This window comes from Streptococcus hyointestinalis (genome assembly GCF_041225505.1).
Classification (GTDB): domain Bacteria; phylum Bacillota; class Bacilli; order Lactobacillales; family Streptococcaceae; genus Streptococcus; species Streptococcus hyointestinalis_B.
In genome coordinates, this window is the sequence record NZ_JBCLSK010000009.1 from 30,303 (window position 1) to 54,089 (window position 23,787).

The window sequence follows — 23,787 nt, forward strand, 5'->3', positions numbered from 1 at the left end:
ATCATGAAACTTGCAGAAGGTGTCAATCTCCATTTTATCAAAAAGCCTGGTTACAAAATGAATCATATCACCTTTCGTTTTTCGGGAGCTCATCTTGAAAAAACAGTGACCAGACGTGTCTTAGTAGCACAAATGCTAGCAACAGCTACTAAAAAATACCCAACGAGCCTAGAATTTAGAAATAAACTAGCTTCTCTTTATGGAGCTAGTCTGTCAACCAATGTATCAACTATAGGAAAGACGCACCGTGTTGATATTGAAATTAGTTTTATGAGAGACATTTATACTTTTCATAAAGAACCACTCTTAGAGTCTATCGTCAATGTCTTAAAAGAGGTGTTGTATGCGCCATTAGTCAGTAGTTTTCAGTATAATCAAAAAGTGTTTAGCCTAGAAAAAAACAACTTAAAACGTTATTTGGAAGCTGAAGAAGAGGATACATTTTATAGCAGTCAATTAGATTTACAACGTCTTTACTACCAAGATGATGACCTGAAAGCCAGTCCTTATGGTGAGCTTAGCAGCATTGATAACGAGACACCTTACTCGGCTTATCAAGAATTTCAACGGATGCTGCAGCAAGACTGCATTGATATTTTTGTTGTGGGAGAGGTGGATGATTATGGAGTGATTCAGCTGTTGAGTCAACTGCCATTTGATGACCGCTCTAACGATATAGTATTAAAATACCAACAACCTATACAAAATACAGTCAACATCGTGACAAATAGGCGTCAAGTTCAACAGTCTGTTCTTCAGTTGGGGTATAGGTGCCAAGTCAATCAATCAAAAGAGGATAATTTAGCTCTGGCTGTGCTGTCAGGTATGTTAGGCAATTTTTCACATTCGTTGCTGTTTACGGATGTCAGAGAGCGTTTAGGGATAGCTTACAATATTGGTTGTCAATTTGATGTTTACACTGGTTTATTCAATGTTTACACAGGTATTGATAAAAAAAATCGTCGTCAGGTTTTAAATGCCATCAACAAACAGCTCTTTAAGCTCAAATTTGGTCGCTTTTCAAATGAACTTCTAGAGCAGACGAAATCACTGCTAAAAACAACAAAGTTGATGATGACAGATAAAGTGTCTTACAACGTTGAGGAAAGGTATCTTAACGAACATCTAGGCAGTCGTCTTTCTTTAGAAGAGTGGTTGACAGAGCTTGACAAGGTTAGTAAAGAAGATATTAGCAGAGTAGCAAGCTATATCAAGTTACAGAGTTTGTATTTTGTAGAAGGAAAAGACTAAGATGGTGAAGTTGATTCAAAAAGAGTATAGTCAGTTTGGAGAAAACCTTTGTACTGCTAAACTTTCTAGTGGTTTGCAGCTGATTTTGCTCCCTAAAAAAGGGTTTAGAGAGACTGTTGCGATGATGAGTGTTGGCTTTGGCGCTATGGATACTGACTTTTCTTACAGGGGAGAGACATATCATTATCCTTCGGGGATCGCTCATTTTTTGGAGCACAAACTGTTTGAGGGTGCACAGGGAGAGGATGTTGCTTTACAGTTCAGTCAACTAGGCGCTGATAGTAATGCTTATACTAGTTTTGATAGAACGTCCTATTTCTTTTCGACGACAGGTCATGTCGAAAAGAGTTTACAGCTATTACAAAGTTTTATTGTTGATAGGCATTTTACAGAGCAATCCATTGAGCGTGAAAAAGGTATCATAGAGCAGGAAATCGCCATGTATCAGGATGACGCTGACGATAGACTGTATCAGTTATTACTAGCTCAACTCTTTCCAGCTACTCCAATGGCACAAGATATTGCAGGCAGTAGTGATAGCATAGCCTCTATTTCTTATAAGGATTTACAGAAAAATCATGACTTGTTTTACACAGCGGATAATCGTAAGCTGGTTGTGGTTGGTGATTTTTCACCGAAGGATTTAGCCAAGGTTATTGATAACACAGAGGAGATGTTGACAATTCCGTCAACCAAGAAAATTGAAAAAATTCCTGTTGCTTACAATCCTGTGGTTGCAAAAGCGACTGTCTATCAAGACATTGTTAGCCCTAAAGTGGCTGTTGGTTATCGTGGTCTTCCTCTTAGAGAAAATCAAGACCCTCTACGCATAAAATTGGTCTTACAGCTGTTCTTAGATATGCTTCTAGGTTGGACATCACAATCTTATCAAGGTTTGTATGATGCTGGTCTCATAGATGACCGTTTTGACATCGAGGTGGAGTGTTATGGTACTTTGTTGTTTGTAGTGATAACAGCAGACACACGTGAGCCGATTGCCTTAGCAACAAAATTGCAGCAATCTATTAACCAGATAAAGGATTTGCCTGATGTGACTGAGGAGCATTTTCAGCAGGTGGTTTATGAGTGCTATGGAGCCTTTTTATCTGAGATGGACTCTCCTTATGACGTGGCTATGCAGTTGACACGTTTTTCTCATTATTTGGAAATTCCTGATATGTTAAAAAATATGAGTTTAGAAGATGTTTTACAAGAAGGGCTTTCTTTTTTTGAAACAGCCGATAGAGCAGAAATTGTCATGCTTCCAAAGTAAATAAGCAGGAAATAATCGCCATTTTCTGATATAATGAAGAGACTAGAAATCGTATAGAGGAAACCATATGAAAGAAAGAACACTTGGCGATCGTTTGAGAATCCGGAGACTTAAGCTGAACCGCAGTTTAAAGGATATTGAAAAAGAAACCAATATCCCTCTTCACTATTTACTAGCCTTAGAGTTAAACCGATTTGATGCGATTCCAGTTGAAGATTTGGATCACTATATTAGCGCTTATGCCAAGGCAGTTTCACTGGCTGAGGAGGAAAATGCCAATCTCAACCTGTCTGTCAAAGAAACGGTATCCCAAGCACCAGAGCAGCCTGCTTATGAGCCAGCTGCTTCACCTCAAGCATTGCCAGTAGAAAAGCTAGAGCCACTATCAGACGATAGTAAAGCAACTAGTCAAACAGCTGTTAATGAGCCAATAGTTTCTGAAGGAGAAAAGCCAGAGTCGGTTTCTTTATCTCGTGCTGGCAGACGGCGCTATTACAGTGTTAGAAACTGGCTAGTAGGCATATCCATAGTGCTTATTCTTTCAGCTGGGACGGCTCTTGCTTGGCTATGGTGGCAGCAGTCTAGCCAACTTCCAGTGAGCAAGCAGACAGCAACCAGCCGTCAAAAGACGACGTCACAGTCTACGACAGCTAGCTCGACTCAAACACCTCAACTGACGGTCAGTCAAGATGCTAACGGTGCCACCGTTGTCACCTTATCGCAAGCTACAAGACCTGTTACCATTGAAGTTTCTTTATCTGGAGAAGCTTCAAGCTGGGTGTCTATGTCAAATACTGATCTGTCTAGTGAGGGCGTGCTCTTAACAGCACAACAGCCATCTGTGACAGCGACTCTAGATGCAGGTGCCACTAGCTCACAATTTGTCTTTGGCTACCCAGAAGTCGTCACAGTTACCATCAACGGTCAGAAGTTAGAAATGACTACAATTACAAGTGCAGCTAATACAGCAACCCTTAACGTAACGGAAGGAGACTAATTCAAGGTGAAAAAAGAAAACATTCCCAATTTACTGACGATTTTACGGATTTGTATGATTCCTGTGTTTTTGATATTGACAGGTGTTTCAGATAGTCTCTTGTGGCATGTAATTGCTGCTATAGTCTTTGCTGTAGCTAGCTTTACAGATTATTTAGATGGCTATTTGGCACGTAAGTGGCATGTTGTGACAAACTTTGGTAAGTTTGCAGACCCTCTAGCAGATAAGATGCTTGTCATGAGTGCTTTTATCATGCTGGTTGGTCTTGACATGGTGCCAGCGTGGGTGGCAGCTGTTATCATTTGCCGTGAATTAGCAGTGACAGGTCTACGTCTCCTCTTAGTGGAAAATGGTGGTACTGTTTTAGCAGCAGCTATGCCAGGAAAGATAAAAACAGCGACACAGATGTTATCTGTCATCCTCTTGTTGTGTCATCTATCTTTACTTGGCACGATTTTACTCTACATTGCGCTCTTTTTCACCCTGTATTCAGGTTACGATTATTTCAAGGGAGCGGGCTATTTGTTTAAGGATACCTTTAAATAATGACACATATTATCGAAGTGGACCACCTTTCATTTCGCTATGATGAGCAAAATGAACATTACAATCTAAAAGATGTCTCGTTTCACGTGAAACAAGGAGAGTGGCTGTCTATTGTAGGGCATAATGGCTCCGGAAAATCAACCTTGGTGCGTTTGCTTGATGGTTTATTAGCAGCTGAGTCTGGAATCATCATGGTTGACGGTCAGCTGATGAGTGAGGAGACTGTCTGGGATATTCGCCACAAGACAGGGATGGTTTTTCAAAATCCAGATAATCAGTTTGTCGGAGCGACGGTTGAGGATGATGTAGCTTTTGGCTTAGAAAATAAAGGCGTTGCGCTTGAGGACATGCGCCGTCGTGTGTCTGAGGCTTTAACTGTTGTCGGCATGGAAGCTTTTGCAAATAGCGAGCCTGCTCGTCTATCTGGTGGGCAAAAACAGCGGGTGGCCATCGCTGGCGCCATTGCCATGCAGCCTAAGATTATCATCTTGGATGAGGCGACAAGTATGTTAGACCCTAAAGGACGCTTAGAACTTATCCGTGTGATTAGTGCCATTCGCAAGCAACACGAGATGACTGTCATCTCAATCACTCATGATTTGGATGAAATCGCCTTGAGTGACCGTGTTTTGGTCTTAAAAGAAGGACAGGTTGAGTCTAGCACGACACCTAGAGACTTGTTTTCACATCGTGATTTAGAAAGTATCGGACTTGACAAGCCCTTTACAACAAGTGTTTTAACAGCCCTGAGTGACTTAGGGATACCAATAGACACACACTATTTGACAGAGGATGAATTGGAGGAATGGCTATGGAGCTCTCTCTTAAAAATGTAAGCTATACCTATCAAGCAGGCACGCCGTTTGAACGACAGGCCTTATTTGATGTTAGCTTGTCCATCAAGGAGAAGAGCTATACAGCTATCATCGGGCACACAGGCTCTGGAAAATCCACACTTATGCAGCTGTTAAATGGACTAAATCTGCCGACGGAGGGTGAGGTGATTGTTGGCGATACGTACATCACCTCAACATCAAAAAATAAAGACATCAAATCTGTCCGTCAAAAAGTTGGACTCGTCTTTCAATTTCCAGAGAGTCAGTTGTTTGAAGAAACGGTGCTAAAAGACGTCGCTTTTGGACCACAAAACTTTGGTGTATCAAAAGAAAAAGCAGAAGACTTAGCACGTCAAAAACTGGAGTTGGTTGGTATTTCTCCAGATTTGCACGATAAAAATCCATTTGACCTTTCGGGTGGACAGATGAGACGAGTGGCTATTGCGGGTATTTTAGCTATGGAGCCAGAGGTTCTGGTCTTGGATGAGCCAACTGCAGGTCTTGACCCCAAAGGGCGCTTAGAATTGATGACGCTTTTTCATGATTTGCATCAAAAGGGACAGACTATTGTCCTTGTGACGCATGTCATGGATGATGTTGCTAATTATGCTGATACAGTTTATGCCCTTGAGGCAGGAAAAATCTTGCTAGCAGGGGCTCCATGTGATGTTTTTCAGCAAGTGGACTTTTTAGAAGAAAAACAACTGGGTGTCCCAAAAATTACAAAATTCAGCCAAGCCTTGGTCAAAAAAGGTTTACAGCTTGATAAATTGCCCATCACTTTAGAGGCATTTATGGAGGAGGTGCGTCCATGGATAAGTTGATTTTAGGGCGTTACATTCCGGGAAATTCTCTGATTCATCGCTTGGATCCTAGAAGTAAGCTCATTGCCATGTTTTTATTTATCCTCATTGTATTTTGGGCAAATAATCTCGTGACCAACGTGATTCTAGTTCTCTTTACAGTCTTGTCAATACTCTTGTCACAGGTAAAACTATCCTTTTTCTTACGGGGTTTACGTCCTATGGTTGGGATTATCCTGTTTACTACGTTGTTTCAGGTTTTCTTTACAGGTGGCGGAAAAACACTGTTCCACTTTGGTATCATAACGATTACTTCTTATGGTCTTAGTCAAGCTTGTCTCATCTTTATGCGCTTTGTTTTGATTATCTTTTTTTCAACCTTGCTGACCTTGACAACGACACCACTTAGTTTATCAGATGCTGTTGAGTCTCTTTTACGTCCTCTGACACGATTTAAGGTTCCTGCTCATGAGATTGGCTTGATGTTGTCACTTAGTTTACGCTTTGTGCCAACTTTGATGGATGACACGACTCGCATTATGAATGCGCAAAGAGCTCGTGGGGTAGACTTTGGCGAAGGTAGTCTACTCAATAAAGTCAAAACGATTATCCCTATTCTCATTCCTCTATTTGCCTCAAGCTTTAAACGAGCTGATGCCCTTGCTATCGCTATGGAGGCTAGAGGTTATCAAGGCGGCGATGGTCGCAGTAAATACCGTATCCTCAAATGGGAGCGTAAAGATAGCTTGACAATCCTTGTTATGCTCCTCATTGGCTTAGTCTTATTTCTCTTAAAAAGCCCCTAAAAGAACGCTATTTCAGCGTTTTTTTATGTTGAAACAATATCTTTGTAACATTTTTAATCAGGAAACAATTTTGAAGTAACAAACAAAGTATATGATAGGTATTGTAAGAATGAAATATGAGGTGTAACGATTATATGACAAGACTAAAACGTCGATATGAAGAACGTCGTCAAGCAAAGGTTCGTCGCATGACTTATCTTCTCTTAGGAGGCTTGGTGGTCGTTGCTAGTGTCAGTGTTTTCTTCTTTACTTTAGCAGCGACAAAAGTTAATACTGAAACGCTGTCTGCTAAAATTTCATCATCAAAAGCGCACAAAGCAATCAAAGCCAAAACGGCATCTAGCTCTAGTCAAGTGAGCACAAGTACCAGTGAATCGTCTGAAGAAGCACCTGTAGAAACGCTAGCAAGTACAAGCGAAGAAGTACAAGATAGTGTAAATACAGCAACAGAAATGACAGACACTACTACCCAACAACCAGTCGCACAAGAAGTAACAACACAGGTCTACACAGACACGACGACAGCTTCATTACAGACTAGTCAAGCGCAAGCAACAACTGTAAGCACCACTCGTTTATCAAATGGTAATACTGCAGGAAGTGTCGGCACAGCAGCCGCTGCTCAAATGGCAGCAGCAACAGGTGTCCCACAGTCAACTTGGGAATACATCATTGCTCGTGAATCAAACGGAAACCCTAACGCAGCTAACGGTTCAGGTGCCTCAGGTCTTTTCCAAACCATGCCAGGTTGGGGTTCTACAGCAACAGTTCAAGACCAAGTCAATGCAGCTATCAAAGCCTACAATGCTCAAGGGCTATCTGCTTGGGGATATTAACAAAAAATCTTAGACAACTGTCTAAGATTTTTTATGTTAGATGAGTGACGAGATCTTTGGGAGATGAGATGATAGTGCTGGCACCATGTTGGACTAAGTCGTCTTCTTCTCCAAAGCCCCATGTGACACCAATACAGTCAATGCCACGCTTTTTCCCACCAATCATATCAAACTTTGTATCGCCAATGATAGCCGCTTTATCAGGTGTGATATTGTGCTTATCAAGGCAGGCAGCAATCACGTCTTCCTTTACAAAACGTTGGGGTGTAGAGCCGTAAATAGCTGTAAAGTAGCTGTCAACGTCAAGTGCCTCTAGCATTTGGTGAGCAGAGGGCTCATGCTTACTAGTTGTGACAAAGAGCTGGTAGGATTGGCTTAGTGCTTCTAAAGCAAAAGTAATATCATCGTAAAGTCTAACCTCGTGAATGCCTTTTTCTTGATAATAATCACGAAAGAAAGCAATTGCCTGCTCGATTTGGATAGGATTGTCAAAGAAATGTGAGAAAGTTGTCTCAAGTGGTGGTCCAATGAAGGTTGACAAGGTCGCTTCATCAGGAACTGGCATGTCAAGCTTTGAAAAGGTATAGTGAAAAGTATTTTTGATGCCCTTGCTAGAGTCAACCAACGTCCCATCAAGGTCAAAGAAAAGGTATTTTAACATCATAGAATTCTTTCTAAAACTTTATATCTAGCCAAAAATCTCTTTAGCTAAGTGTCTGCCTGTTGGTGTAGCTGCTAGTCCCCCTTCAGCTGTTTCACGAAAGGCAGTTGGTAAGCTAGAGCCGACTTGGTACATGGCGTCAATCACTTCGTCAACAGGGATTTTTGAGGTGATACCAGCTAGCGCCATATCAGCTGCGACAAAGGTAAAGCTCGCTCCCATGGCATTTCGCTTGACACAAGGAACCTCGACAAGCCCAGCGACAGGGTCACAGATGAGACCTAGCATGTTCTTGATGACAAAGCAAATCGCTTGGCTGGCTTCTTGAGCTGTCCCTCCAGCTGCCATTGTAAGAGCTGCTGCCGCCATAGCAGAGGCTGAGCCGACCTCGGCTTGACAGCCACCTTCGGCTCCAGAGATAGAGGCGTTATTCGCAATAACTAAGCCAAATGCACCCGCTGTAAAAAGAAAATTAACTTGCTCTTCTTGTGAGAGTTGCAATTTGGGGATGGCAGTTGTTAGTACGGCAGGGAGACAGCCAGCTGAGCCTGCTGTTGGTGTTGCACAGACCAAGCCCATCTTGGCATTGTGTTCATTGACAGCGATAGCATTGCGAGCAGCAGAGAGAATGGTAAGGTCAGATAAGGTTTTGCCTTTTTTGATGTAGTCGTCTAGTTTTTTAGCATCGCCTCCTGTCAGTCCAGAGCGTGATGTGTCTGGCGATAAGCCTTTTTGGACAGAGGCTTTCATGACTTCTAGGTTTTTTGTCATAAGCTGGATGATTTCAGAGCGATTGCGCCCGCTAAGCTCTATTTCAGTAGCAATCATCAGCTCAGCAACATTGCCATCATAGCGATTTTCTGCTTGTTGGATGAGTTCTTCAACGCTGTAAAACATAATCTTCCCTTCTAATCAAAAAAATGCACATTGTGTAGGTTAGGGATATGCCCTATCTCATCGACTGCTTTGTCGCAGTCATGCGAGTCGACCTCGATAATCATAATCGCCTTCTCTCCAGCTTTTTCACGTGTCACATTCATTTGAGCGATGTTGATACGATAAGACGACAAAATGTCTGTCACATAGGCAATCATGCCAGGCACGTCTTGGTGCACGATGATAATGGTCGGTGTATTCATGTTGACATTGACGGCAAAGCCGTTGAGCTCGGTCACTTGGATATTGCCACCACCGATAGAGATACCTGTAGCTGAGAGACTCTTGTGGTCATTTTTCATGATGATTTGTGTGGTATTAGGGTGCGGTGCATTGGACTCTTTATTGATTCTCCAAGAAATCTTGATGCCTTTTTGATGCGCAATCTCAAGAGCATTTGGAATATTAGGATCATCAGTATCCATGCCCAAAACCCCAGCGACTAAGGCAAGGTCAGTACCGTGTCCACGATAGGTTTTAGCAAAGGAATTATAGAGTTGAAATTCAACCTCAGTAGGTGTCTCGCCAAAAATAGCAGAGACAATTTTTCCAATACGAACAGCACCAGCCGTATGGCTGCTAGATGGTCCAATCATAACTGGACCAATAATATCAAAAACAGATTGAAATTTTAAGTGTTTCATGCTTATACCCTCTAATGTAGTCTGCTTTATTATACCAAATAAACGCCTATTTCCTAAATGAAAATTTAAAGACTAAGACTTTAAAAAGCAGGGGATTATTGTTATAATAATCATTAGCGCTTTTGGCGCTTCAAAATCGACCTTCAAATCGACTTTTGAAAACTAGGCCCTTCAAGCCTATGTTAAAAAATATCTTGATGGGAGAAATATCATGACAAATGATCATTCAAAAACACGTGTTGTTGTCGGTATGAGTGGCGGCGTTGACTCGTCTGTAACGGCTTTGCTTTTAAAAGAGCAAGGTTACGATGTGATTGGCGTCTTTATGAAAAACTGGGACGACACAGACGAGTTTGGTGTCTGTACGGCAACCGAAGACTACAAGGACGTAGCAGCAGTGGCTGACCAAATCGGTATTCCTTATTACTCTGTCAACTTTGAAAAAGAGTATTGGGACCGTGTCTTTGAGTATTTCCTTGCGGAGTATCGTGCAGGGCGCACACCAAACCCTGACGTGATGTGCAATAAAGAAATTAAATTCAAAGCCTTTCTTGATTATGCTATGACGCTTGGTGCAGATTATGTGGCGACTGGTCACTACGCACAAGTGGCGCGTGATGAGGACGGCACTGTTCACATGCTGCGTGGAGCAGACAACAATAAAGACCAGACTTACTTTTTAAGTCAATTATCACAAGAACAATTGCAAAAAGTCATGTTTCCACTGGGGCACTTGGAAAAACCAGAAGTGCGTCAAATCGCAGAGCGTGCAGGACTTGCAACGGCGAAGAAAAAAGACTCAACAGGGATTTGCTTTATCGGTGAGAAAAACTTCAAAGAGTTTTTAAGCCATTATCTACCTGCGCAGCCTGGTCGTATGATGACTATTGATGGTCGTGATATGGGTGAGCACGCTGGTTTGATGTATTACACGATTGGGCAGCGTGGCGGTCTAGGTATCGGCGGTCAGCAAGGTGGTGACAATGCACCTTGGTTTGTTGTTGGAAAAGACTTATCTCAAAATATTCTCTATGTCGGACAAGGTTTCTACCATGAAGCACTGATGTCAACTAGTCTTGACGCTTCAAGTATCCACTTTACACGTGATATGCCAGAAGAGTTCACACTAGAATGTACAGCTAAGTTTCGTTACCGTCAAGCAGATAGTAAAGTTACCGTCAAGGTTAGTGGTGATAGGGCTCAAGTCCTCTTTGATGAGCCACAACGAGCTATCACTCCAGGTCAAGCCGTTGTTTTCTACAATGGTGAAGAATGCCTAGGAGGCGGACTCATTGATATGGCTTACAAAGACGGAGAAGCTTGTCAATATATTTAAGAGATTGTGTAGGAAAATAAGATGAAAATTGGGGTCATTCAAGCAAGTACAAGAACAAGTATCAACGACTTGTTGTTTCAGTCCGTTCAAAAAGCTGTCAAGGGACAGCACGATGCTGTCAATCTCGGTGTCTTTCCAGATGAGACAGAGACTTACTCCTATGTTGAAGTCGCTGTTATGATAAGTCTGCTGATAGAAACACATAGTCTTGATTTTGTTGTCACAGGCTGTTCATCTGGTCAAGGGATGATGATGGCTTGTAATAGTTTACCTGGATTACGCTGTGGTTTTGTTCAAACACCACAAGATGCTTATCTTTTTGGGCGTATCAATGATGGCAATGTCGTGTCCTTGCCTCTGGGCTTAAACTTTGGCTGGTCAGGTGAGCTCAATTTACAATACACTCTAGATAAGCTATTTGACGGTGAGTTTGGTGTAGGCTATCCAAAAGAGGATGCCAAGCGTAAACGTCAGGAAAATCAGTTGCTAGTGGACTTAGCAGTTCTTACCAAACGCACTTTTCTTGAGATTATAGACGACTTGGACCCAAAACTCCTTCACAAAATCCTAAACAGAGAACATTTTTACAGCTACATGATGGCTAATGGAAATCAGACATCATTGCTAGAAAAACTATCAGAAATAAAGTTGACAGACGTGTCAAGTAATAAAAAACAGAAAACAAGCCAACATTACGGAAAGGATAAGTTTTGATGGAAATATAAGAGTTGTAAAGGTTGTCACATGGTTACAAAATTTATTTTATCGTTTATGACATTTTTTGCCATTATGAATCCTATTTCGAATCTGCCAGCTTATATGGCGATTGTGGCAGGAGATGACAAGAAAATATCACGCAAAATTGCAACGAAAAGTATCCTCATTGCTTTTGCCATTATCTTTGTCTTTGTTTTCAGCGGACATCTAATTTTCAAGGTTTTTGGGATTACGCTGGATGCTCTGCGTATAGCGGGTGGTATTCTGGTTGCCATTATTGGCTACAATATGATTAACGGCGTGCACTCACCGGACTCTCAAAATCTCCCCAATGACAAGAAATATCCGACGGATGTCGCTATATCCCCGCTTGCCATGCCTTTATTTGCAGGACCAGGGACAATAGCTACCTCCATTACCTTAGCAGAAGGCAAGTTAGAGTACCAGATTATCACAATCATTGCTTTTGCCCTGCTATGTCTGATTACTTACTTTTTGCTGCTTAGTGCAGACACTATCTCTAAGTGGTTAGGGCAAGGCATGATGACGATTATTACTCGTATGATGGGCTTGATATTGACAACCATCGGCATTCAAATTTTGATTGATGGGATTAAGGGCGCTTTTTCCCTTAAATAAAGTTGCTTTTTTTGGAGAAATTGATAAAATAAAGGAAATACAACTATGATGGTCAAAGCTCATGGGATGTTAGGTCTTTTGACCTGCTCTTATCCTTGGCTTTGGCTATTTTCTATTGTGTCAAGATTGTTTAAAATGCAAAAAAACAAAAGGAGAGAAGATGACGTATAATTTTGCGGAAGATTATGATATTATCGTGATTGGTGCCGGTCATGCTGGTGTGGAAGCGAGTCTCGCTGCTAGTCGTATGGGCTGTAAGACAATGCTAGCCACCATCAACCTTGAAATGCTAGCTTTTATGCCCTGTAATCCCTCTATTGGAGGCTCTGCCAAAGGGATTGTCGTTCGAGAGATTGACGCTCTAGGCGGAGAGATGGGCAAGAACATTGACAAGACCTACATCCAGATGAAGATGCTAAACACTGGTAAGGGTCCTGCTGTGCGTGCCCTACGTGCGCAAGCGGACAAGGCGCTTTACTCTCGCATGATGAAACAAACCGTTGAACGTCAGGAAAACCTGACCCTTCGTCAAGCCATGATTGATGAGATTTTGGTAGAAGACGGCAAAGTCGTTGGTGTTCGCACAGCTACCAATCAATACTTTTCAGCTAAAGCTGTGGTGGTTACAACAGGAACGGCTCTACGTGGTGAGATTATCCTAGGAGAGTTAAAATACTCGTCAGGTCCTAATAACAGCCTCGCTTCTATCACATTAGCAGATAATCTAAAAGAGCTAGGTCTTGAAATCGGACGTTTTAAAACAGGAACACCTCCTCGTGTCAAGGCGTCTTCAATCAATTACGATGAAACAGAAATTCAGCCTGGAGATAGCATGCCCAATCATTTTTCCTTTTTATCAAAAGACGAAGATTACATCACTGACCAAGTCCCATGCTGGCTGACCTATACCAACCAAACCAGTCATGACATTATCAATAAAAACCTCTACCGTGCGCCTATGTTTTCTGGAATTGTCAAGGGTGTGGGACCTCGTTATTGTCCATCAATTGAGGATAAAATCGTGCGTTTTGCAGACAAAGAGCGCCATCAACTCTTTCTAGAGCCTGAAGGGCGTGAGACTGAAGAGGTCTATGTTCAAGGTTTGTCAACGAGTCTACCAGAAGATGTTCAAGTGGAGTTGTTACACTCGATTAAAGGCTTAGAGCAGGCTGAAATGATGCGCACGGGCTATGCTATTGAGTATGATATTGTCTTACCTCATCAATTGCGAGCAACCCTAGAGACAAAGACCATATCAGGTCTCTTTACAGCTGGTCAAACTAACGGAACCTCTGGCTATGAAGAAGCCGCTGGTCAAGGGCTCGTAGCTGGTATCAATGCTGCGCTTAAAGTGCAAGGTAAGCCAGAGTTGATCTTGAAGCGCAGCGACGCTTACATCGGTGTTATGATTGATGACTTGGTCACTAAAGGAACACTAGAGCCTTATCGTCTCTTAACCAGTCGTGCAGAGTATCGCTTGATTTTAAGACATGACAATGCCGATATGCGCCTCACTGAAATTGGACGACAAGTAGGACTTGTCGATGATGAGCGCTATCGTGTCTTTACAGAGAGAAAACGTCAGTTTGACAATGAGTTGACACGACTGTCAACTATCAAACTGAAACCAGTCAAGGAAACAAACGAACGCATTACTGCTTTAGGCTTTAAACCGCTGACTGATGCCTTGACAGCTAAAGAGTTTATGCGCCGTCCAGAGATTGACTATGCAACGATTGTGGACTTTATCGGACCTTCTGAAGAGAAGCTAGACAGCAAAGTCATCGAGCTTTTGGAGACTGAAATCAAGTACGAAGGCTATATCAATAAGGCGCTAGATCAAGTGGCTAAGATGAAACGCATGGAGGAAAAACGTATACCAGCAACTATTGATTGGGATGACATTGATTCCATTGCGACAGAAGCCCGTCAGAAATTCAAGAAAATCAATCCTGAAACAATCGGGCAAGCCAGCCGTATTTCAGGTGTCAACCCAGCAGATATTAGTATCTTGATGGTTTATTTGGAAGGGAGACGCAAAGCGTCTAAAAACTCTTAACAAAAACGTTAAAAAAGCAGTCCTAAGTTTATTTTAGGGCTGTTTTATGGTATAATGCGGTCTTAAGAGGTTAATTATGAAAAGATTTCGCTTTGCAAGTATTCACTTAGTGCTCATAGGATTGATTTTATTTGGTATTTTAGCGATTAGTGTGCGTCTACTACAATCACAGGTGGCTCTGTTGGCTATTATTTTTGTAGTGATTGCCTTGGTGACGGCTTTGCTCTATTATCAAAAAGAAACTTATGAGATTTCAGAATTGGAGCAAATTGAGCTCTTAAACGATCAAACAGAGGTTACACTTAAAAATTTATTGGATCAGATGCCTGTAGGTGTCATTCAGTTTAATATCGAAACCAATGAAGTAGAGTGGTTCAATCCCTATGCTGAGTTGATTTTCACAGACGAAGAGGGTTTCTTTGACGACGATAAAGTGAGAGAAATCATCATCAACAAGCGCAGTGGCGCTGCTAGTCAGACATTTGAAGTCAGTGGTAATAAATACGCAGCCTACCTTGATTTGAAAACAGGGGTCTTTTACTTTTTTGATGCCACGATGGGCAATCGTCAACTGGGAGATGCAGCCATGATCCGCCCTGTTATTGGGATTATTTCGGTTGATAACTACGACGATATGACTGACAATCTACCAGACGCCGAAGTTGCGACTATCAACGGCTTTATTGCCAGCTTCATTTCTGACTTTGCCAAGGAGCGAGATATCTTTTACCGCCGTGTCAACATGGATCGGTTCTATTTCTTTACGAACTATGCTATCTTGAAAGAATTGATGGACACTAAGTTTAAGGTGCTTGATCAGTTTAGAAAACAGACAGCAGAGCGAGAATTTCCCTTAACATTAAGTATGGGGATCGCTTTTGGAGATGGCAATCATAGTCAGATTGGACAGCTAGCGCTGCAAAATCTCAATATGGCTCTCGTGCGTGGGGGGGACCAGATCGTTATCCGAGAAAATGACACAAACTCACAAGCTATTTTCTTTGGAGGAGGTACAGCTTCAACGATTAAACACTCCAGAACGCGAACAAGGGCGATGATGTCTGCCATTTCAGATCGTCTAAAGACTGTGGACAATGTCTTTGTTGTTGGACATCGAAACCTTGACTTAGATGCGCTAGGTGCCTCTGTTGGGATGCAATTTTTTGCAAGCAACATCCTCCCTCGTAGCTATGCGGTTTACAATCCTCGTGAGATGAATATTGACATTAAGCGTGCGGCTCATTATCTTATCGAGGATGATAAGACTAACCTCATCTCGCTGGAGCAAGCAAAGCAGATGGTGACACCGCAGTCTATCTTGGTCATGGTGGACCATTCAAAGATTAGTTTGACCTTGTCAAAAGAGTTTTATCAGCTGTTTCATGAGGTGATTGTCATTGACCACCATAGACGGGATGAGGATTTCCCTAAAAATACTAGCCTTTCCTTTATTGAGAGTGGGGCTAGTAGTGCTAGTGAGCTGGTGACTGAGCTGATTCAGTTCCAACAGTCCTCACGCAAGCTTAGTAAAACACAAGCCAGTATCTTGATGTCTGGTATCATGCTAGATACTAAGAACTTCTCAACAGGTGTTACAAGTCGGACCTTTGATGTGGCAAGTTACCTACGCTCACGTGGTAGTGATAGCAGTGAAATCCAAACCATCTCAGCGACAGACTTTAATGAATACCGAGCCATCAACGAGCTGGTTCTTAGAGGTGAGCGTGTGGCAAACGGTATTATTGTAGCGACTGGGGCTGACAATAGGATTTACAACAATGTCATTGCTAGTAAAGCTGCAGACACGTTATTGTCAATGTCGGGCATGGAAGCTAGCTTTGTTATTACGCACAATCAGACAGGAAAGGTAGCCATATCCGCTAGAAGTCACAAGACAATCAACGTTCAGTTGATCATGGAAAAATTAGGCGGAGGCGGTCACTTTAATTTTGCTGCTTGTCAGTTGGTTGATATGACTGTAAACGAAGCTAAGGAAAAATTACTTGAAGTCATCACAAATGAATTAACCAAAACAACCAATCAGGAGGAACTATCATGAAAGTTATTTTTTTACAAGACGTCAAAGGTAAAGGGAAAAAAGGAGAAATCAAAGAGGTTCCTACTGGATATGCTCAAAATTTCCTTATCAAGAAAAACTTGGCAAAAGAAGCTACAAACCAAGCTATTGGTGAGTTAAAAGGCAAACAAAAATCAGAAGAAAAAGCACAAGCTGAATTGCTAGCAGAAGCCCAAAAAGTGAAAGCCAAGTTGTCAGAAGAGGCAACACGTGTGCAGTTCACCGAAAAAGTCGGACCAGACGGACGTACTTTTGGTTCTATCACAGCTAAGAAAATCGCAGATGAGCTGTTGAAACAATACGGGCTGAAAGTTGACAAGCGTTATATCGAGTTAGAACACCCTATTCGTGCTATTGGATTGATTGAAGTGCCAGTAAAATTGCATAAAGATGTTACTGGTGAAATCAAGCTTCACATCAAAGAAGCCTAATGGGACAAGCGTTGGAAGGTAAGGTGACATAAGGTGGCAGAAATGCAGGAAATGCGTGTTCAGCCACAGGATTTATTGGCTGAACAATCGGTGTTAGGGGCTATCTTTATCTCACCAGATAAGCTCATAACCGTTCGTGAGTTCATCGCTCCCGAAGATTTTTACAAATACTCGCATCAGGTTATTTTTAGAGCCATGATTACGCTTAGTGACCGCAATGATGTCATTGATGCCACAACGGTTCGTGGTATTTTAGATAGTCAAGGTGATTTACAAAATATCGGTGGACTTGCCTATATTGTTGAGCTGGTTAATAGTGTGCCAACTAGTGCCAATGCTGAGTTTTATGCTAAGATAGTCGCTGAAAAGGCAATGCTGCGCAATATCATCAGCAAGTTGACAGAAACTGTCAACCTTGCTTATGAAGGAGCTATCGAGTCTGATGAGATTATTGCTAATGCTGAGAAAGCCTTGGTTGACATCAATGAGCACAATAGCCGCAGTGGATTTAGACGTATCTCAGATGTTTTGAAAATTAACTATGAAAACCTAGAAATACGTTCCAAACAAACCAGCGACATTACAGGTTTGCCGACAGGCTTTCGAGATCTTGATCGCATAACAACTGGTTTGCACCCCGATCAGCTGATTATCCTGGCAGCCCGTCCTGCGGTCGGAAAAACAGCCTTTGCCCTTAACATCGCTCAAAATGTGGGCACAAAGCAAAATCAGCCTGTTGCTATCTTCTCGCTTGAAATGGGTGCAGAAGATTTGGTCAATCGTTTCCTAGCTTCGGAAGGGATGGTTGACGCTAGAAATCTTAGGACAGGGCAACTCACCGAGCAGGAATGGACAAATGTCACCATTGCCCAAGGTGCGCTGGCGGATGCTCCGATCTATATCGACGACACCGCATCTATCAAGATTACCGAGATTCGTGCGAGAGCTCGTAAGCTAGCGCAGGAGACGGGTGGTTTAGGACTTATTGTGATTGACTACCTTCAGTTGATTACAGGGACACGCCCAGAAAATCGTCAGCAGGAAGTATCTGAAATCTCACGTCAATTAAAGATTTTGGCAAAAGAGTTGAGAGTGCCTGTCATTGCCCTAAGTCAGCTCTCACGTAGTGTTGAGCAGCGTCAGGACAAGCGCCCAGTCTTGTCAGACATCCGTGAGTCAGGGTCTATTGAGCAGGATGCCGATATCGTTGCTTTTCTTTACCGTGAGGACTACTATCGTAGAGAAGGCGACAATAACGATGAAGAAGCTATTGACGACAATACCATCGAGGTTATCCTTGAGAAAAACCGTGCTGGAGCACGTGGGACTGTGAAGCTTATGTTCCAAAAAGAGTACAATAAATTTTCAAGTATCGCACAATTTGAAGAAAGATAGAAAGGAAATCCTATGAGTGATGCATTTGCAGACGTTGCAAAAATGAAAAAAATCAAAGAAGACATTAAAAACCACGAGGGTCAGCTGGTTGAGTTGACACTAGAAAATGGACGTAAACGTGAAAAAAATAAAGTAGGTCGCCTTATCGAGGTCTACCCATCGCTGTTTATCGTTGAGTACAAGGACGAATCTGGCGTGCCAGGTGTCGAGGACAACACCTATGTTGAGTCTTACACTTACTCTGATATTTTAACGGAGAAGACCCTCATTCATTATTTTGACTAAGTTTTTAAAACTTAGTTTTTTTGTAGAATTGTTTTGCAATTTGGCTAAAACTATGCTATACTAGTCTTTGTGTGAAATAGCAGCAGGACAAAATGAAGCTCGTCAACAGATGTCTTGAAAGATGAGTAACCTTGGCTGTTTAGGCGAAGGGCATCTGCACGAATTAGGTTTGTCTAAGTGACTATTTCCCCAAATCTTATATTTTTTAGAGGAGGACATGTAAATGTCACGTTATACAGGACCATCATGGAAACAATCTCGCCGTCTCGGCTTGTCTCTTACTGGTACAGGTAAAGAATTAGCACGTCGTAACTACGTGCCAGGTCAACACGGACCTAACAACCGCAGCAAACTTTCTGAATACGGTTTGCAATTAGCTGAAAAACAAAAATTGCGTTTCACTTACGGTTTGGGTGAAAAACAATTCCGTAACTTGTTCGTACAAGCTACTAAAATCAAAGGTGGAACACTTGGTTTCAACTTCATGGTACTTCTTGAGCGTCGTTTGGACAACGTTGTTTACCGCTTAGGTCTTGCAACTACACGTCGTCAAGCACGTCAATTTGTAAACCACGGTCACATCCTTGTAGATGGTAAACGTGTTGATATCCCATCATACCGTGTAACACCAGGTCAAGTGATTTCTGTTCGTGAAAAATCACTTAAAGTTCCTGCTATCCTTGAAGCAGTTGAAGCTACTGTTGGACGTCCAGCATTTGTTACTTTTGATGCTGAAAAGCTTGAAGGTACACTTTCTCGTCTTCCAGAACGTGATGAAATCAACCCAGAAATCAACGAATCTCTTATCGTTGAATACTACAACAAACAACTTTAAGATATTATTGTTCAAAAGCCAGTTCACAAGAATTGGCTTTTTTTGGCATTAAAAAAGACTAGGTAACCTAGCCTTGTCTCTTAGTCGAGCATGTTGAGTAAGAGTTTTGTGATTTCTTGAGGGGTTTCACGCTTACCTCTGGTCACCCACATCTGGTAAACACCAAAGACTGCATGACTGACATAGACGCTAGTATAGAGTGTTTCAACAGGGGTTTCAGCTTTGCCATCGAGATAAATCTCATGTAGGTCTTGAGAAATCATTTTTTGGAGCTTTGTTCTAATAAAAGTCTGGATTTCCCTAGTCCCATTTTGCGTGAGAAGCGCCGCAAACAAGGACTCTCTGTCTAAAAACTCAAAAATTTCCAGGAAAGCAGTCCGTTTATCAAATTGGTTTTTATCAAAGATATATTCTAACTTATTAAAGAGAGACTGTTGGTAAATATCAATCATCTCATACTTATCCTTGTAGTGATTGTAGAAGTTAGAACGACTAATATGAGCTGTTTTAGCAAGATCGCTAGTGCTGATTTCATCAAAATTTTGCTGTTTTAAAAGCTCCACCATAGCATCTTCTAAAGCTTTTTTGGTTCTTTCCTTACGGGTATCGTGTGACATATGCAACTCCTTTTAAACAACTTTGTACACGGTGTCTAAAAATAAAATCGTTAAGGTTGTAAAATAGATTAAAATCAGTATAATATATTATAACAGAAAAAGAAAGAATTTGTCCAAGTAGAAAGGGAAATATGTTAGAGGAATTAAAAGCAATTTTAAAAAGCCCAAAATTATGGGTAACAATCTTTGGGGTGTCTTTGATCCCCATGATGTACAATGTGATCTTCCTATCTTCCATGTGGAATCCGTATGGTAAGCTGGATAAGTTGCCCGTTGCGGTGGTCAATGAGGATAAATCAGCAACACTTAACAACCAAAAGCTAACTATTGGTGCTGACATGGTGGATAGTCTTGAAAAAAGTAAGACACTAGATTATCATTTTGTTTCTAAAAGCAAGGCAGAAGAAGGCTTGGCTGATGGTGACTATTATATGGTGATTACTTTCCCAGAGGATATGTCAGAAAATGCAGCTAGTCTGATGACTAATGATCCTAAGCAGTTGACGCTTAACTATCAAACAACTAAAGGACGCAGTTTTGTGGCTTCTAAGATGAGTGAGTCTGCCATGACAAAACTAAAAGCTAAGGTATCACAGTCTATCACAAAAACGTACACCTCTGCTGTTTTTAAAAGCATGACAAAACTACAAGGCGGTATGACACAAGCTGTTGATGGAACGCAACAGCTAGCAGACGGTAGCAAGACGCTAAAAGATGGTAGTCAAACTTTGACCGATAACCTACAAACGTTAGCGAGCTCTAGTCAAACCTTTGCTACTGGTGCCAATACTCTAAGTAGTGGCTTGATTACTTATACCAATGGTGTTGGTACCTTGTACAGTGGCTTAGGCACACTCTCAAATGGTCTTACGACTTACACGAATGGTGTCGATACCTTGTATAGTGGCTTAGGCACACTCTCAAGTGGTCTTACGACCTATACGAATGGTGTCGGTACTTTGGCCAGTGGGTTGGGCACTTTCTCAAGCGGTCTTACGACTTATACGAATGGTGTCAGCCAAGTGGCAAGTGGTCTTAATCAACTCGATAGCAATACGCAACAGCTGGTTGATGGTATCTCAAGTCTATCAAGCAGTAGCCAAGACATTCAAAAACTGGTTGATGGCGCAACACAGTTGACAGATGGTTTACAAAGCTTATCATCTAAGACAGAACTATCAGCTGATCAACAAGCCAATATCGATGCTTTGAAAGCAGGTCTGCCACAGTTAAATCAAGCTATTCAAGCCTTGAATAGTAGTTTGAGCAGTCAATCTGGAAGTAGCCTTGATACTTCAGGTGTCTTAGCGAGTCTCAATACGCTTGAGAGCCAGCTCCAATCACTGCAGTCATCATCTAGCTCATCTAGTAGCTCACTCGCTGCTGTTCAAGCGACCTCTGCCTACCAAAGCTTGAGTTCAGAGCAACAAAGTGAGATAACAGCTGCGATTACCAACTCTAGCTCATCCAGCTCAGTAGACGTTTCCCCAGCTTTAAGTACAGTTGCTAATCTCAAGACGGCATTAGCACAATTGCAATCAACAAGCACAAATAGCCAGCTAGCTAATCTCCAAGCACAAGTCAGTGCTATTGCTAGCCAAGCTAATACAGCTCTTACTGGAGCTACAGACGCTTTGACACAGCTTGATAGTAGTATGTCAGACATCCACACAGCTGTGAGCCAATCAGCACTTCCAGGAAGTCAACAGTTGACATCTGGTATCTCAACATTGCAAAGCCAACTTGCAAGCGGCTCTAGTCAGTTATTGTCAGGTGCGACAACCTTTAGTAATGCTGTTTCTGCACTCAATAGCGGAGCTACTCAATTAGCAGATAATAATTCTAGTTTGATGTCTGGTATCAGCCAAATCGATACAGGAGCAAACCAACTAACAAGCAACAACGGTCAGTTGTTATCAGGAACGAGTCAATTGCTCTCAGGCGCAGGACAATTAGCAGGTAACTCTTCTACACTTACTAGCGGTACCGCTCGGTTAGTCTCAGGCGCAGGTCAATTAGCAAGCAACTCTTCAACGCTTGTTAGTGGCGCAGGTCAACTCGCTTCAGGAGCTGATCAGATTGCTTCAGGTTCTAGCCAATTGGCACAAGGTGGAACAAGCTTGACAAATGGCTTGACAACCTTGTCAACAGGTACAGATACATTGCTAAGCTCTCTAAGCAAAGCTGAAAATCAATTGAAACTGGTATCTGTTAAACCGAAAAACGCTACAGCAGTAGCGAATCCGCTTAAAGTAACTCACACAGATAAAGATAATGTCAAGACCAATGGTGTTGGTATGGCGCCTTACATGATGTCAGTAGCGCTTATGGTTGTAGCCTTATCAGCCAATGTCATCTTTGCTGAGGCTCTCTCTGGTAAAGAACCGAAGAACCGCTTTGCATGGGCAGGAAACAAGCTCCTCATCAATGGTATCATTGCGACGGCTTCTCCAATCATCCTTGTCTTTGCTGTGATGGCAATCGGTGTCAACCCAAGCTATGTTGGTAGAACTTTTGTGATAGCTATTCTAGCTGCTTGGAGTATGATGGCACTTGTCACAGCTTTGGTCGGATGGGACAGACGATATGGTTCCTTCATCAGTATGATTATCCTGCTCTTACAATTAGGAGCGAGCGCAGGAACTTACCCTATCCAATTGAGTAATAAATTCTTTGAAACTGTGCAACCATACTTGCCGATGTCTTATGCTGTTTCAGGATTTAGAGAAACTATTTCCCTAACAGGTGACATCACAGGGCAAATCTGGGCATTGCTAGGCTTTACGGTAGGTTCTATGATTTTAGCACTTCTCATTTACCGTAAACCAACAGAAGATTAATAAAAAAGTTCGAGTAAAGCTCGAACTTTTTATGACTAAGGCAAAACGAAAGAGACCTGATCACTCAGGTCTCTCTCAGGAGATTTATGAAAAAGAAAAGTTTTAGGATGGTTACAGTATAGCGACTACTGCTTAAAAAAGCTTAAAATATACGATTTTAGTGATTTTTGTATGTCTTAATCCGTCGGACCCAAAAAGAGCAGCAGGCAAAAGATGAGAATAATGACAATGAATGCACCGATATAAATGACACGTCCCAGAGGGTGTTTGGGATTGATAGCTATACCAAGGGCTCTTGTTTCTGAAAAACTCTTGTTATCTTGAAAACGACTAAGCTCATATCTATGGCCAGAAAGAAGCATGCAAAATAGGACAATACACAATAAGCAAGAAAGAAGTTTTTGGGTTTCTAGAGAAGCGCTGTCTCCTAAAATAAACATGGTGACGATGATAGCTAATTCGCAGGCTAAAAAAGTCAAGAAAAGGATAAATGACAGACGCCCCTTAGTGTGTGGCTTAGGTGGTGTCTTTTTATCTGAATGGTAGTAAAGCGCATTGCCTAAAGTTAGTAGGACAAGTAAAGTCCCAAGCCCCATTAAGCTTATCCGATAATTCCAGTCAGCAGCAATAGCCAAAATAGCAAAGATTACAAATCCTGCTGTCATGACGAAATTAAATGACTTTCGTGACATAACATACCTCACAAAAAACACTGTTTATAATATTACCTCTAACACCTTGTTATATCACAAAAACGCTTTCAAAAGTAGTCTTGATTTTAAAGATGATGAGTGTTAGAGTTAGTGTGAAAAAATAAGGAGGGAAGCCTTAGTTGACCGTATTTGAAGTAGTGCAGACTATTTTAGCTTTTGGCAGTTTTGTTATTGCTTTTAAAAGTTCTAAAATGAAGTTAGCCACTTAAAAGTATGAAAAAACACCTCAGAGAGATATAATTGTAATCACCACA

The 23,787-nt window shown here is 41.8% G+C and carries 24 protein-coding genes; 19 read left to right on the forward strand and 5 right to left on the reverse strand.

Translation table 11 applies throughout. The features are described 5' to 3' along the window. Window positions 1-3 precede the first annotated feature (3 nt). The 8 genes from yfmF to AALA56_RS03700 all read left to right on the forward strand — a co-directional run bounded on the left by yfmF (window position 4) and on the right by AALA56_RS03700 (window position 7,348). On the forward strand, window positions 4-1,251 hold the full coding sequence (gene yfmF / locus AALA56_RS03665; RefSeq protein WP_369908796.1) for an EF-P 5-aminopentanol modification-associated protein YfmF: 1,248 nt from the start codon (window positions 4-6) through the stop codon (window positions 1,249-1,251). Window position 1,252: 1 nt separating this feature from the next. Further along, complete coding sequence (gene yfmH / locus AALA56_RS03670; RefSeq protein ID WP_369908797.1) at window positions 1,253-2,524, forward strand: EF-P 5-aminopentanol modification-associated protein YfmH; 1,272 nt, start codon at window positions 1,253-1,255, stop codon at window positions 2,522-2,524. Window positions 2,525-2,591: 67 nt separating this feature from the next. Beyond that, on the forward strand, window positions 2,592-3,521 hold the full coding sequence (locus AALA56_RS03675) for a helix-turn-helix domain-containing protein (RefSeq protein WP_369908798.1): 930 nt from the start codon (window positions 2,592-2,594) through the stop codon (window positions 3,519-3,521). A 6-nt stretch (window positions 3,522-3,527) separates the two neighbouring features. Beyond that, a complete protein-coding gene (pgsA, locus tag AALA56_RS03680) occupies window positions 3,528-4,067 on the forward strand; it encodes a CDP-diacylglycerol--glycerol-3-phosphate 3-phosphatidyltransferase (protein WP_272867925.1) in 540 nt (179 codons plus the stop codon). Further along, the gene (locus tag AALA56_RS03685) at window positions 4,067-4,903 is read left to right on the forward strand and encodes an energy-coupling factor ABC transporter ATP-binding protein (protein ID WP_369908800.1); all 837 of its coding nucleotides are present in this window, start codon (window positions 4,067-4,069) and stop codon (window positions 4,901-4,903) included. The genes pgsA and AALA56_RS03685 overlap by 1 nt, the downstream gene beginning before the upstream one ends. After that, entirely contained in the window at window positions 4,879-5,727 is an 849-nt protein-coding gene (locus AALA56_RS03690) for an energy-coupling factor ABC transporter ATP-binding protein (protein ID WP_369908801.1), read from the forward strand. Before AALA56_RS03685 ends, AALA56_RS03690 begins: the two co-directional genes overlap by 25 nt. After that, window positions 5,715-6,512, forward strand: coding sequence for an energy-coupling factor transporter transmembrane component T family protein (locus AALA56_RS03695; RefSeq protein WP_369908802.1), 798 nt, complete (start codon window positions 5,715-5,717; stop codon window positions 6,510-6,512). The genes AALA56_RS03690 and AALA56_RS03695 overlap by 13 nt, the downstream gene beginning before the upstream one ends. Window positions 6,513-6,646: 134 nt before the next feature. Continuing rightward, complete coding sequence (locus AALA56_RS03700; RefSeq protein ID WP_369908803.1) at window positions 6,647-7,348, forward strand: transglycosylase SLT domain-containing protein; 702 nt, start codon at window positions 6,647-6,649, stop codon at window positions 7,346-7,348. A 31-nt stretch (window positions 7,349-7,379) separates the two neighbouring features. On the opposite strand, the gene AALA56_RS03705 is transcribed toward AALA56_RS03700, so the two are convergent. The 3 genes from AALA56_RS03705 to sdaAB are packed head-to-tail and all read right to left on the reverse strand — an operon-like array spanning window position 7,380 to window position 9,589. Beyond that, the gene (locus AALA56_RS03705; protein WP_369908804.1) at window positions 7,380-8,012 is read right to left on the reverse strand and encodes an HAD hydrolase-like protein; all 633 of its coding nucleotides are present in this window, start codon (window positions 8,010-8,012) and stop codon (window positions 7,380-7,382) included. Window positions 8,013-8,036: 24 nt separating this feature from the next. Further along, the gene (gene sdaAA, locus AALA56_RS03710; protein ID WP_369908805.1) at window positions 8,037-8,906 is read right to left on the reverse strand and encodes an L-serine ammonia-lyase, iron-sulfur-dependent, subunit alpha; all 870 of its coding nucleotides are present in this window, start codon (window positions 8,904-8,906) and stop codon (window positions 8,037-8,039) included. 11 nt (window positions 8,907-8,917) lie between these two features. Next, window positions 8,918-9,589 carry an L-serine ammonia-lyase, iron-sulfur-dependent subunit beta gene (sdaAB, locus tag AALA56_RS03715; protein WP_276762904.1) on the reverse strand — a complete coding sequence of 224 codons (672 nt, stop codon included), beginning with the start codon at window positions 9,587-9,589 and terminating at the stop codon, window positions 8,918-8,920. Between the two features lie 211 nt (window positions 9,590-9,800). Here sdaAB and mnmA point away from each other — a divergent pair, with 211 nt between their 5' ends. From mnmA to rpsD, 9 genes are all read left to right on the forward strand, one after another. Then, on the forward strand, window positions 9,801-10,925 hold the full coding sequence (gene mnmA / locus AALA56_RS03720) for a tRNA 2-thiouridine(34) synthase MnmA (protein ID WP_369908806.1): 1,125 nt from the start codon (window positions 9,801-9,803) through the stop codon (window positions 10,923-10,925). A gap of 21 nt (window positions 10,926-10,946) precedes the next feature. Next, window positions 10,947-11,639 carry an RpiB/LacA/LacB family sugar-phosphate isomerase gene (locus tag AALA56_RS03725; RefSeq protein WP_369908807.1) on the forward strand — a complete coding sequence of 231 codons (693 nt, stop codon included), beginning with the start codon at window positions 10,947-10,949 and terminating at the stop codon, window positions 11,637-11,639. Between the two features lie 30 nt (window positions 11,640-11,669). Beyond that, complete coding sequence (locus AALA56_RS03730) at window positions 11,670-12,281, forward strand: MarC family protein (RefSeq protein WP_369908808.1); 612 nt, start codon at window positions 11,670-11,672, stop codon at window positions 12,279-12,281. A 160-nt stretch (window positions 12,282-12,441) separates the two neighbouring features. Next, window positions 12,442-14,340: a tRNA uridine-5-carboxymethylaminomethyl(34) synthesis enzyme MnmG gene (gene mnmG, locus AALA56_RS03735; protein ID WP_369908809.1), complete on the forward strand. Its 1,899-nt coding sequence runs from the start codon at window positions 12,442-12,444 to the stop codon at window positions 14,338-14,340. 76 nt (window positions 14,341-14,416) lie between these two features. After that, complete coding sequence (locus AALA56_RS03740) at window positions 14,417-16,399, forward strand: DHH family phosphoesterase (RefSeq protein ID WP_369908810.1); 1,983 nt, start codon at window positions 14,417-14,419, stop codon at window positions 16,397-16,399. Beyond that, window positions 16,396-16,848 carry a 50S ribosomal protein L9 gene (gene rplI, locus AALA56_RS03745; protein WP_369908811.1) on the forward strand — a complete coding sequence of 151 codons (453 nt, stop codon included), beginning with the start codon at window positions 16,396-16,398 and terminating at the stop codon, window positions 16,846-16,848. Before AALA56_RS03740 ends, rplI begins: the two co-directional genes overlap by 4 nt. Window positions 16,849-16,890: 42 nt before the next feature. After that, the gene (gene dnaB, locus AALA56_RS03750) at window positions 16,891-18,243 is read left to right on the forward strand and encodes a replicative DNA helicase (RefSeq protein ID WP_369908816.1); all 1,353 of its coding nucleotides are present in this window, start codon (window positions 16,891-16,893) and stop codon (window positions 18,241-18,243) included. A gap of 12 nt (window positions 18,244-18,255) precedes the next feature. Continuing rightward, the gene (locus tag AALA56_RS03755; RefSeq protein ID WP_115271503.1) at window positions 18,256-18,528 is read left to right on the forward strand and encodes a Veg family protein; all 273 of its coding nucleotides are present in this window, start codon (window positions 18,256-18,258) and stop codon (window positions 18,526-18,528) included. Window positions 18,529-18,751: 223 nt separating this feature from the next. Next, window positions 18,752-19,363: a 30S ribosomal protein S4 gene (gene rpsD / locus AALA56_RS03760; RefSeq protein WP_369908812.1), complete on the forward strand. Its 612-nt coding sequence runs from the start codon at window positions 18,752-18,754 to the stop codon at window positions 19,361-19,363. Window positions 19,364-19,443: 80 nt separating this feature from the next. Here the strand turns inward: rpsD and AALA56_RS03765 are convergent, their stop codons facing one another. After that, window positions 19,444-19,980: a TetR/AcrR family transcriptional regulator gene (locus AALA56_RS03765; protein WP_369908813.1), complete on the reverse strand. Its 537-nt coding sequence runs from the start codon at window positions 19,978-19,980 to the stop codon at window positions 19,444-19,446. Window positions 19,981-20,111: 131 nt separating this feature from the next. On the opposite strand from AALA56_RS03765, the gene AALA56_RS03770 reads away from it, so the two are divergent. Further along, the gene (locus AALA56_RS03770) at window positions 20,112-22,820 is read left to right on the forward strand and encodes a YhgE/Pip family protein (protein WP_369908814.1); all 2,709 of its coding nucleotides are present in this window, start codon (window positions 20,112-20,114) and stop codon (window positions 22,818-22,820) included. 176 nt (window positions 22,821-22,996) lie between these two features. Here the strand turns inward: AALA56_RS03770 and AALA56_RS03775 are convergent, their stop codons facing one another. Then, the gene (locus tag AALA56_RS03775) at window positions 22,997-23,512 is read right to left on the reverse strand and encodes a hypothetical protein (protein ID WP_369908815.1); all 516 of its coding nucleotides are present in this window, start codon (window positions 23,510-23,512) and stop codon (window positions 22,997-22,999) included. Window positions 23,513-23,670: 158 nt separating this feature from the next. Between AALA56_RS03775 and AALA56_RS03780 the strand changes: the two genes are divergently transcribed. Continuing rightward, complete coding sequence (locus AALA56_RS03780) at window positions 23,671-23,742, forward strand: hypothetical protein (protein WP_369908817.1); 72 nt, start codon at window positions 23,671-23,673, stop codon at window positions 23,740-23,742. Window positions 23,743-23,787: the final 45 nt, after the last annotated feature.

What these genes read in the sequence shown, in the direction of transcription:
- yfmF (WP_369908796.1), top strand. Translation starts at nt 4, where the DNA reads ATGAAACTTGCAGAAGGTGTCAATCTCCATTTTATCAAAAAGCCTGGT.
- yfmH (WP_369908797.1), top strand. Translation starts at nt 1,253, where the DNA reads ATGGTGAAGTTGATTCAAAAAGAGTATAGTCAGTTTGGAGAAAACCTT.
- AALA56_RS03675 (WP_369908798.1), top strand. Translation starts at nt 2,592, where the DNA reads ATGAAAGAAAGAACACTTGGCGATCGTTTGAGAATCCGGAGACTTAAG.
- AALA56_RS03685 (WP_369908800.1), top strand. Translation starts at nt 4,067, where the DNA reads ATGACACATATTATCGAAGTGGACCACCTTTCATTTCGCTATGATGAG.
- AALA56_RS03690 (WP_369908801.1), top strand. Translation starts at nt 4,879, where the DNA reads ATGGAGCTCTCTCTTAAAAATGTAAGCTATACCTATCAAGCAGGCACG.
- AALA56_RS03695 (WP_369908802.1), top strand. Translation starts at nt 5,715, where the DNA reads ATGGATAAGTTGATTTTAGGGCGTTACATTCCGGGAAATTCTCTGATT.
- AALA56_RS03700 (WP_369908803.1), top strand. Translation starts at nt 6,647, where the DNA reads ATGACAAGACTAAAACGTCGATATGAAGAACGTCGTCAAGCAAAGGTT.
- AALA56_RS03705 (WP_369908804.1), bottom strand. Translation starts at nt 8,012, where the DNA reads ATGATGTTAAAATACCTTTTCTTTGACCTTGATGGGACGTTGGTTGAC.
- sdaAA (WP_369908805.1), bottom strand. Translation starts at nt 8,906, where the DNA reads ATGTTTTACAGCGTTGAAGAACTCATCCAACAAGCAGAAAATCGCTAT.
- sdaAB (WP_276762904.1), bottom strand. Translation starts at nt 9,589, where the DNA reads ATGAAACACTTAAAATTTCAATCTGTTTTTGATATTATTGGTCCAGTT.
- mnmA (WP_369908806.1), top strand. Translation starts at nt 9,801, where the DNA reads ATGACAAATGATCATTCAAAAACACGTGTTGTTGTCGGTATGAGTGGC.
- AALA56_RS03725 (WP_369908807.1), top strand. Translation starts at nt 10,947, where the DNA reads ATGAAAATTGGGGTCATTCAAGCAAGTACAAGAACAAGTATCAACGAC.
- AALA56_RS03730 (WP_369908808.1), top strand. Translation starts at nt 11,670, where the DNA reads ATGGTTACAAAATTTATTTTATCGTTTATGACATTTTTTGCCATTATG.
- mnmG (WP_369908809.1), top strand. Translation starts at nt 12,442, where the DNA reads ATGACGTATAATTTTGCGGAAGATTATGATATTATCGTGATTGGTGCC.
- AALA56_RS03740 (WP_369908810.1), top strand. Translation starts at nt 14,417, where the DNA reads ATGAAAAGATTTCGCTTTGCAAGTATTCACTTAGTGCTCATAGGATTG.
- rplI (WP_369908811.1), top strand. Translation starts at nt 16,396, where the DNA reads ATGAAAGTTATTTTTTTACAAGACGTCAAAGGTAAAGGGAAAAAAGGA.
- dnaB (WP_369908816.1), top strand. Translation starts at nt 16,891, where the DNA reads ATGCAGGAAATGCGTGTTCAGCCACAGGATTTATTGGCTGAACAATCG.
- AALA56_RS03755 (WP_115271503.1), top strand. Translation starts at nt 18,256, where the DNA reads ATGAGTGATGCATTTGCAGACGTTGCAAAAATGAAAAAAATCAAAGAA.
- rpsD (WP_369908812.1), top strand. Translation starts at nt 18,752, where the DNA reads ATGTCACGTTATACAGGACCATCATGGAAACAATCTCGCCGTCTCGGC.
- AALA56_RS03765 (WP_369908813.1), bottom strand. Translation starts at nt 19,980, where the DNA reads ATGTCACACGATACCCGTAAGGAAAGAACCAAAAAAGCTTTAGAAGAT.
- AALA56_RS03770 (WP_369908814.1), top strand. Translation starts at nt 20,112, where the DNA reads ATGTTAGAGGAATTAAAAGCAATTTTAAAAAGCCCAAAATTATGGGTA.
- AALA56_RS03775 (WP_369908815.1), bottom strand. Translation starts at nt 23,512, where the DNA reads ATGTCACGAAAGTCATTTAATTTCGTCATGACAGCAGGATTTGTAATC.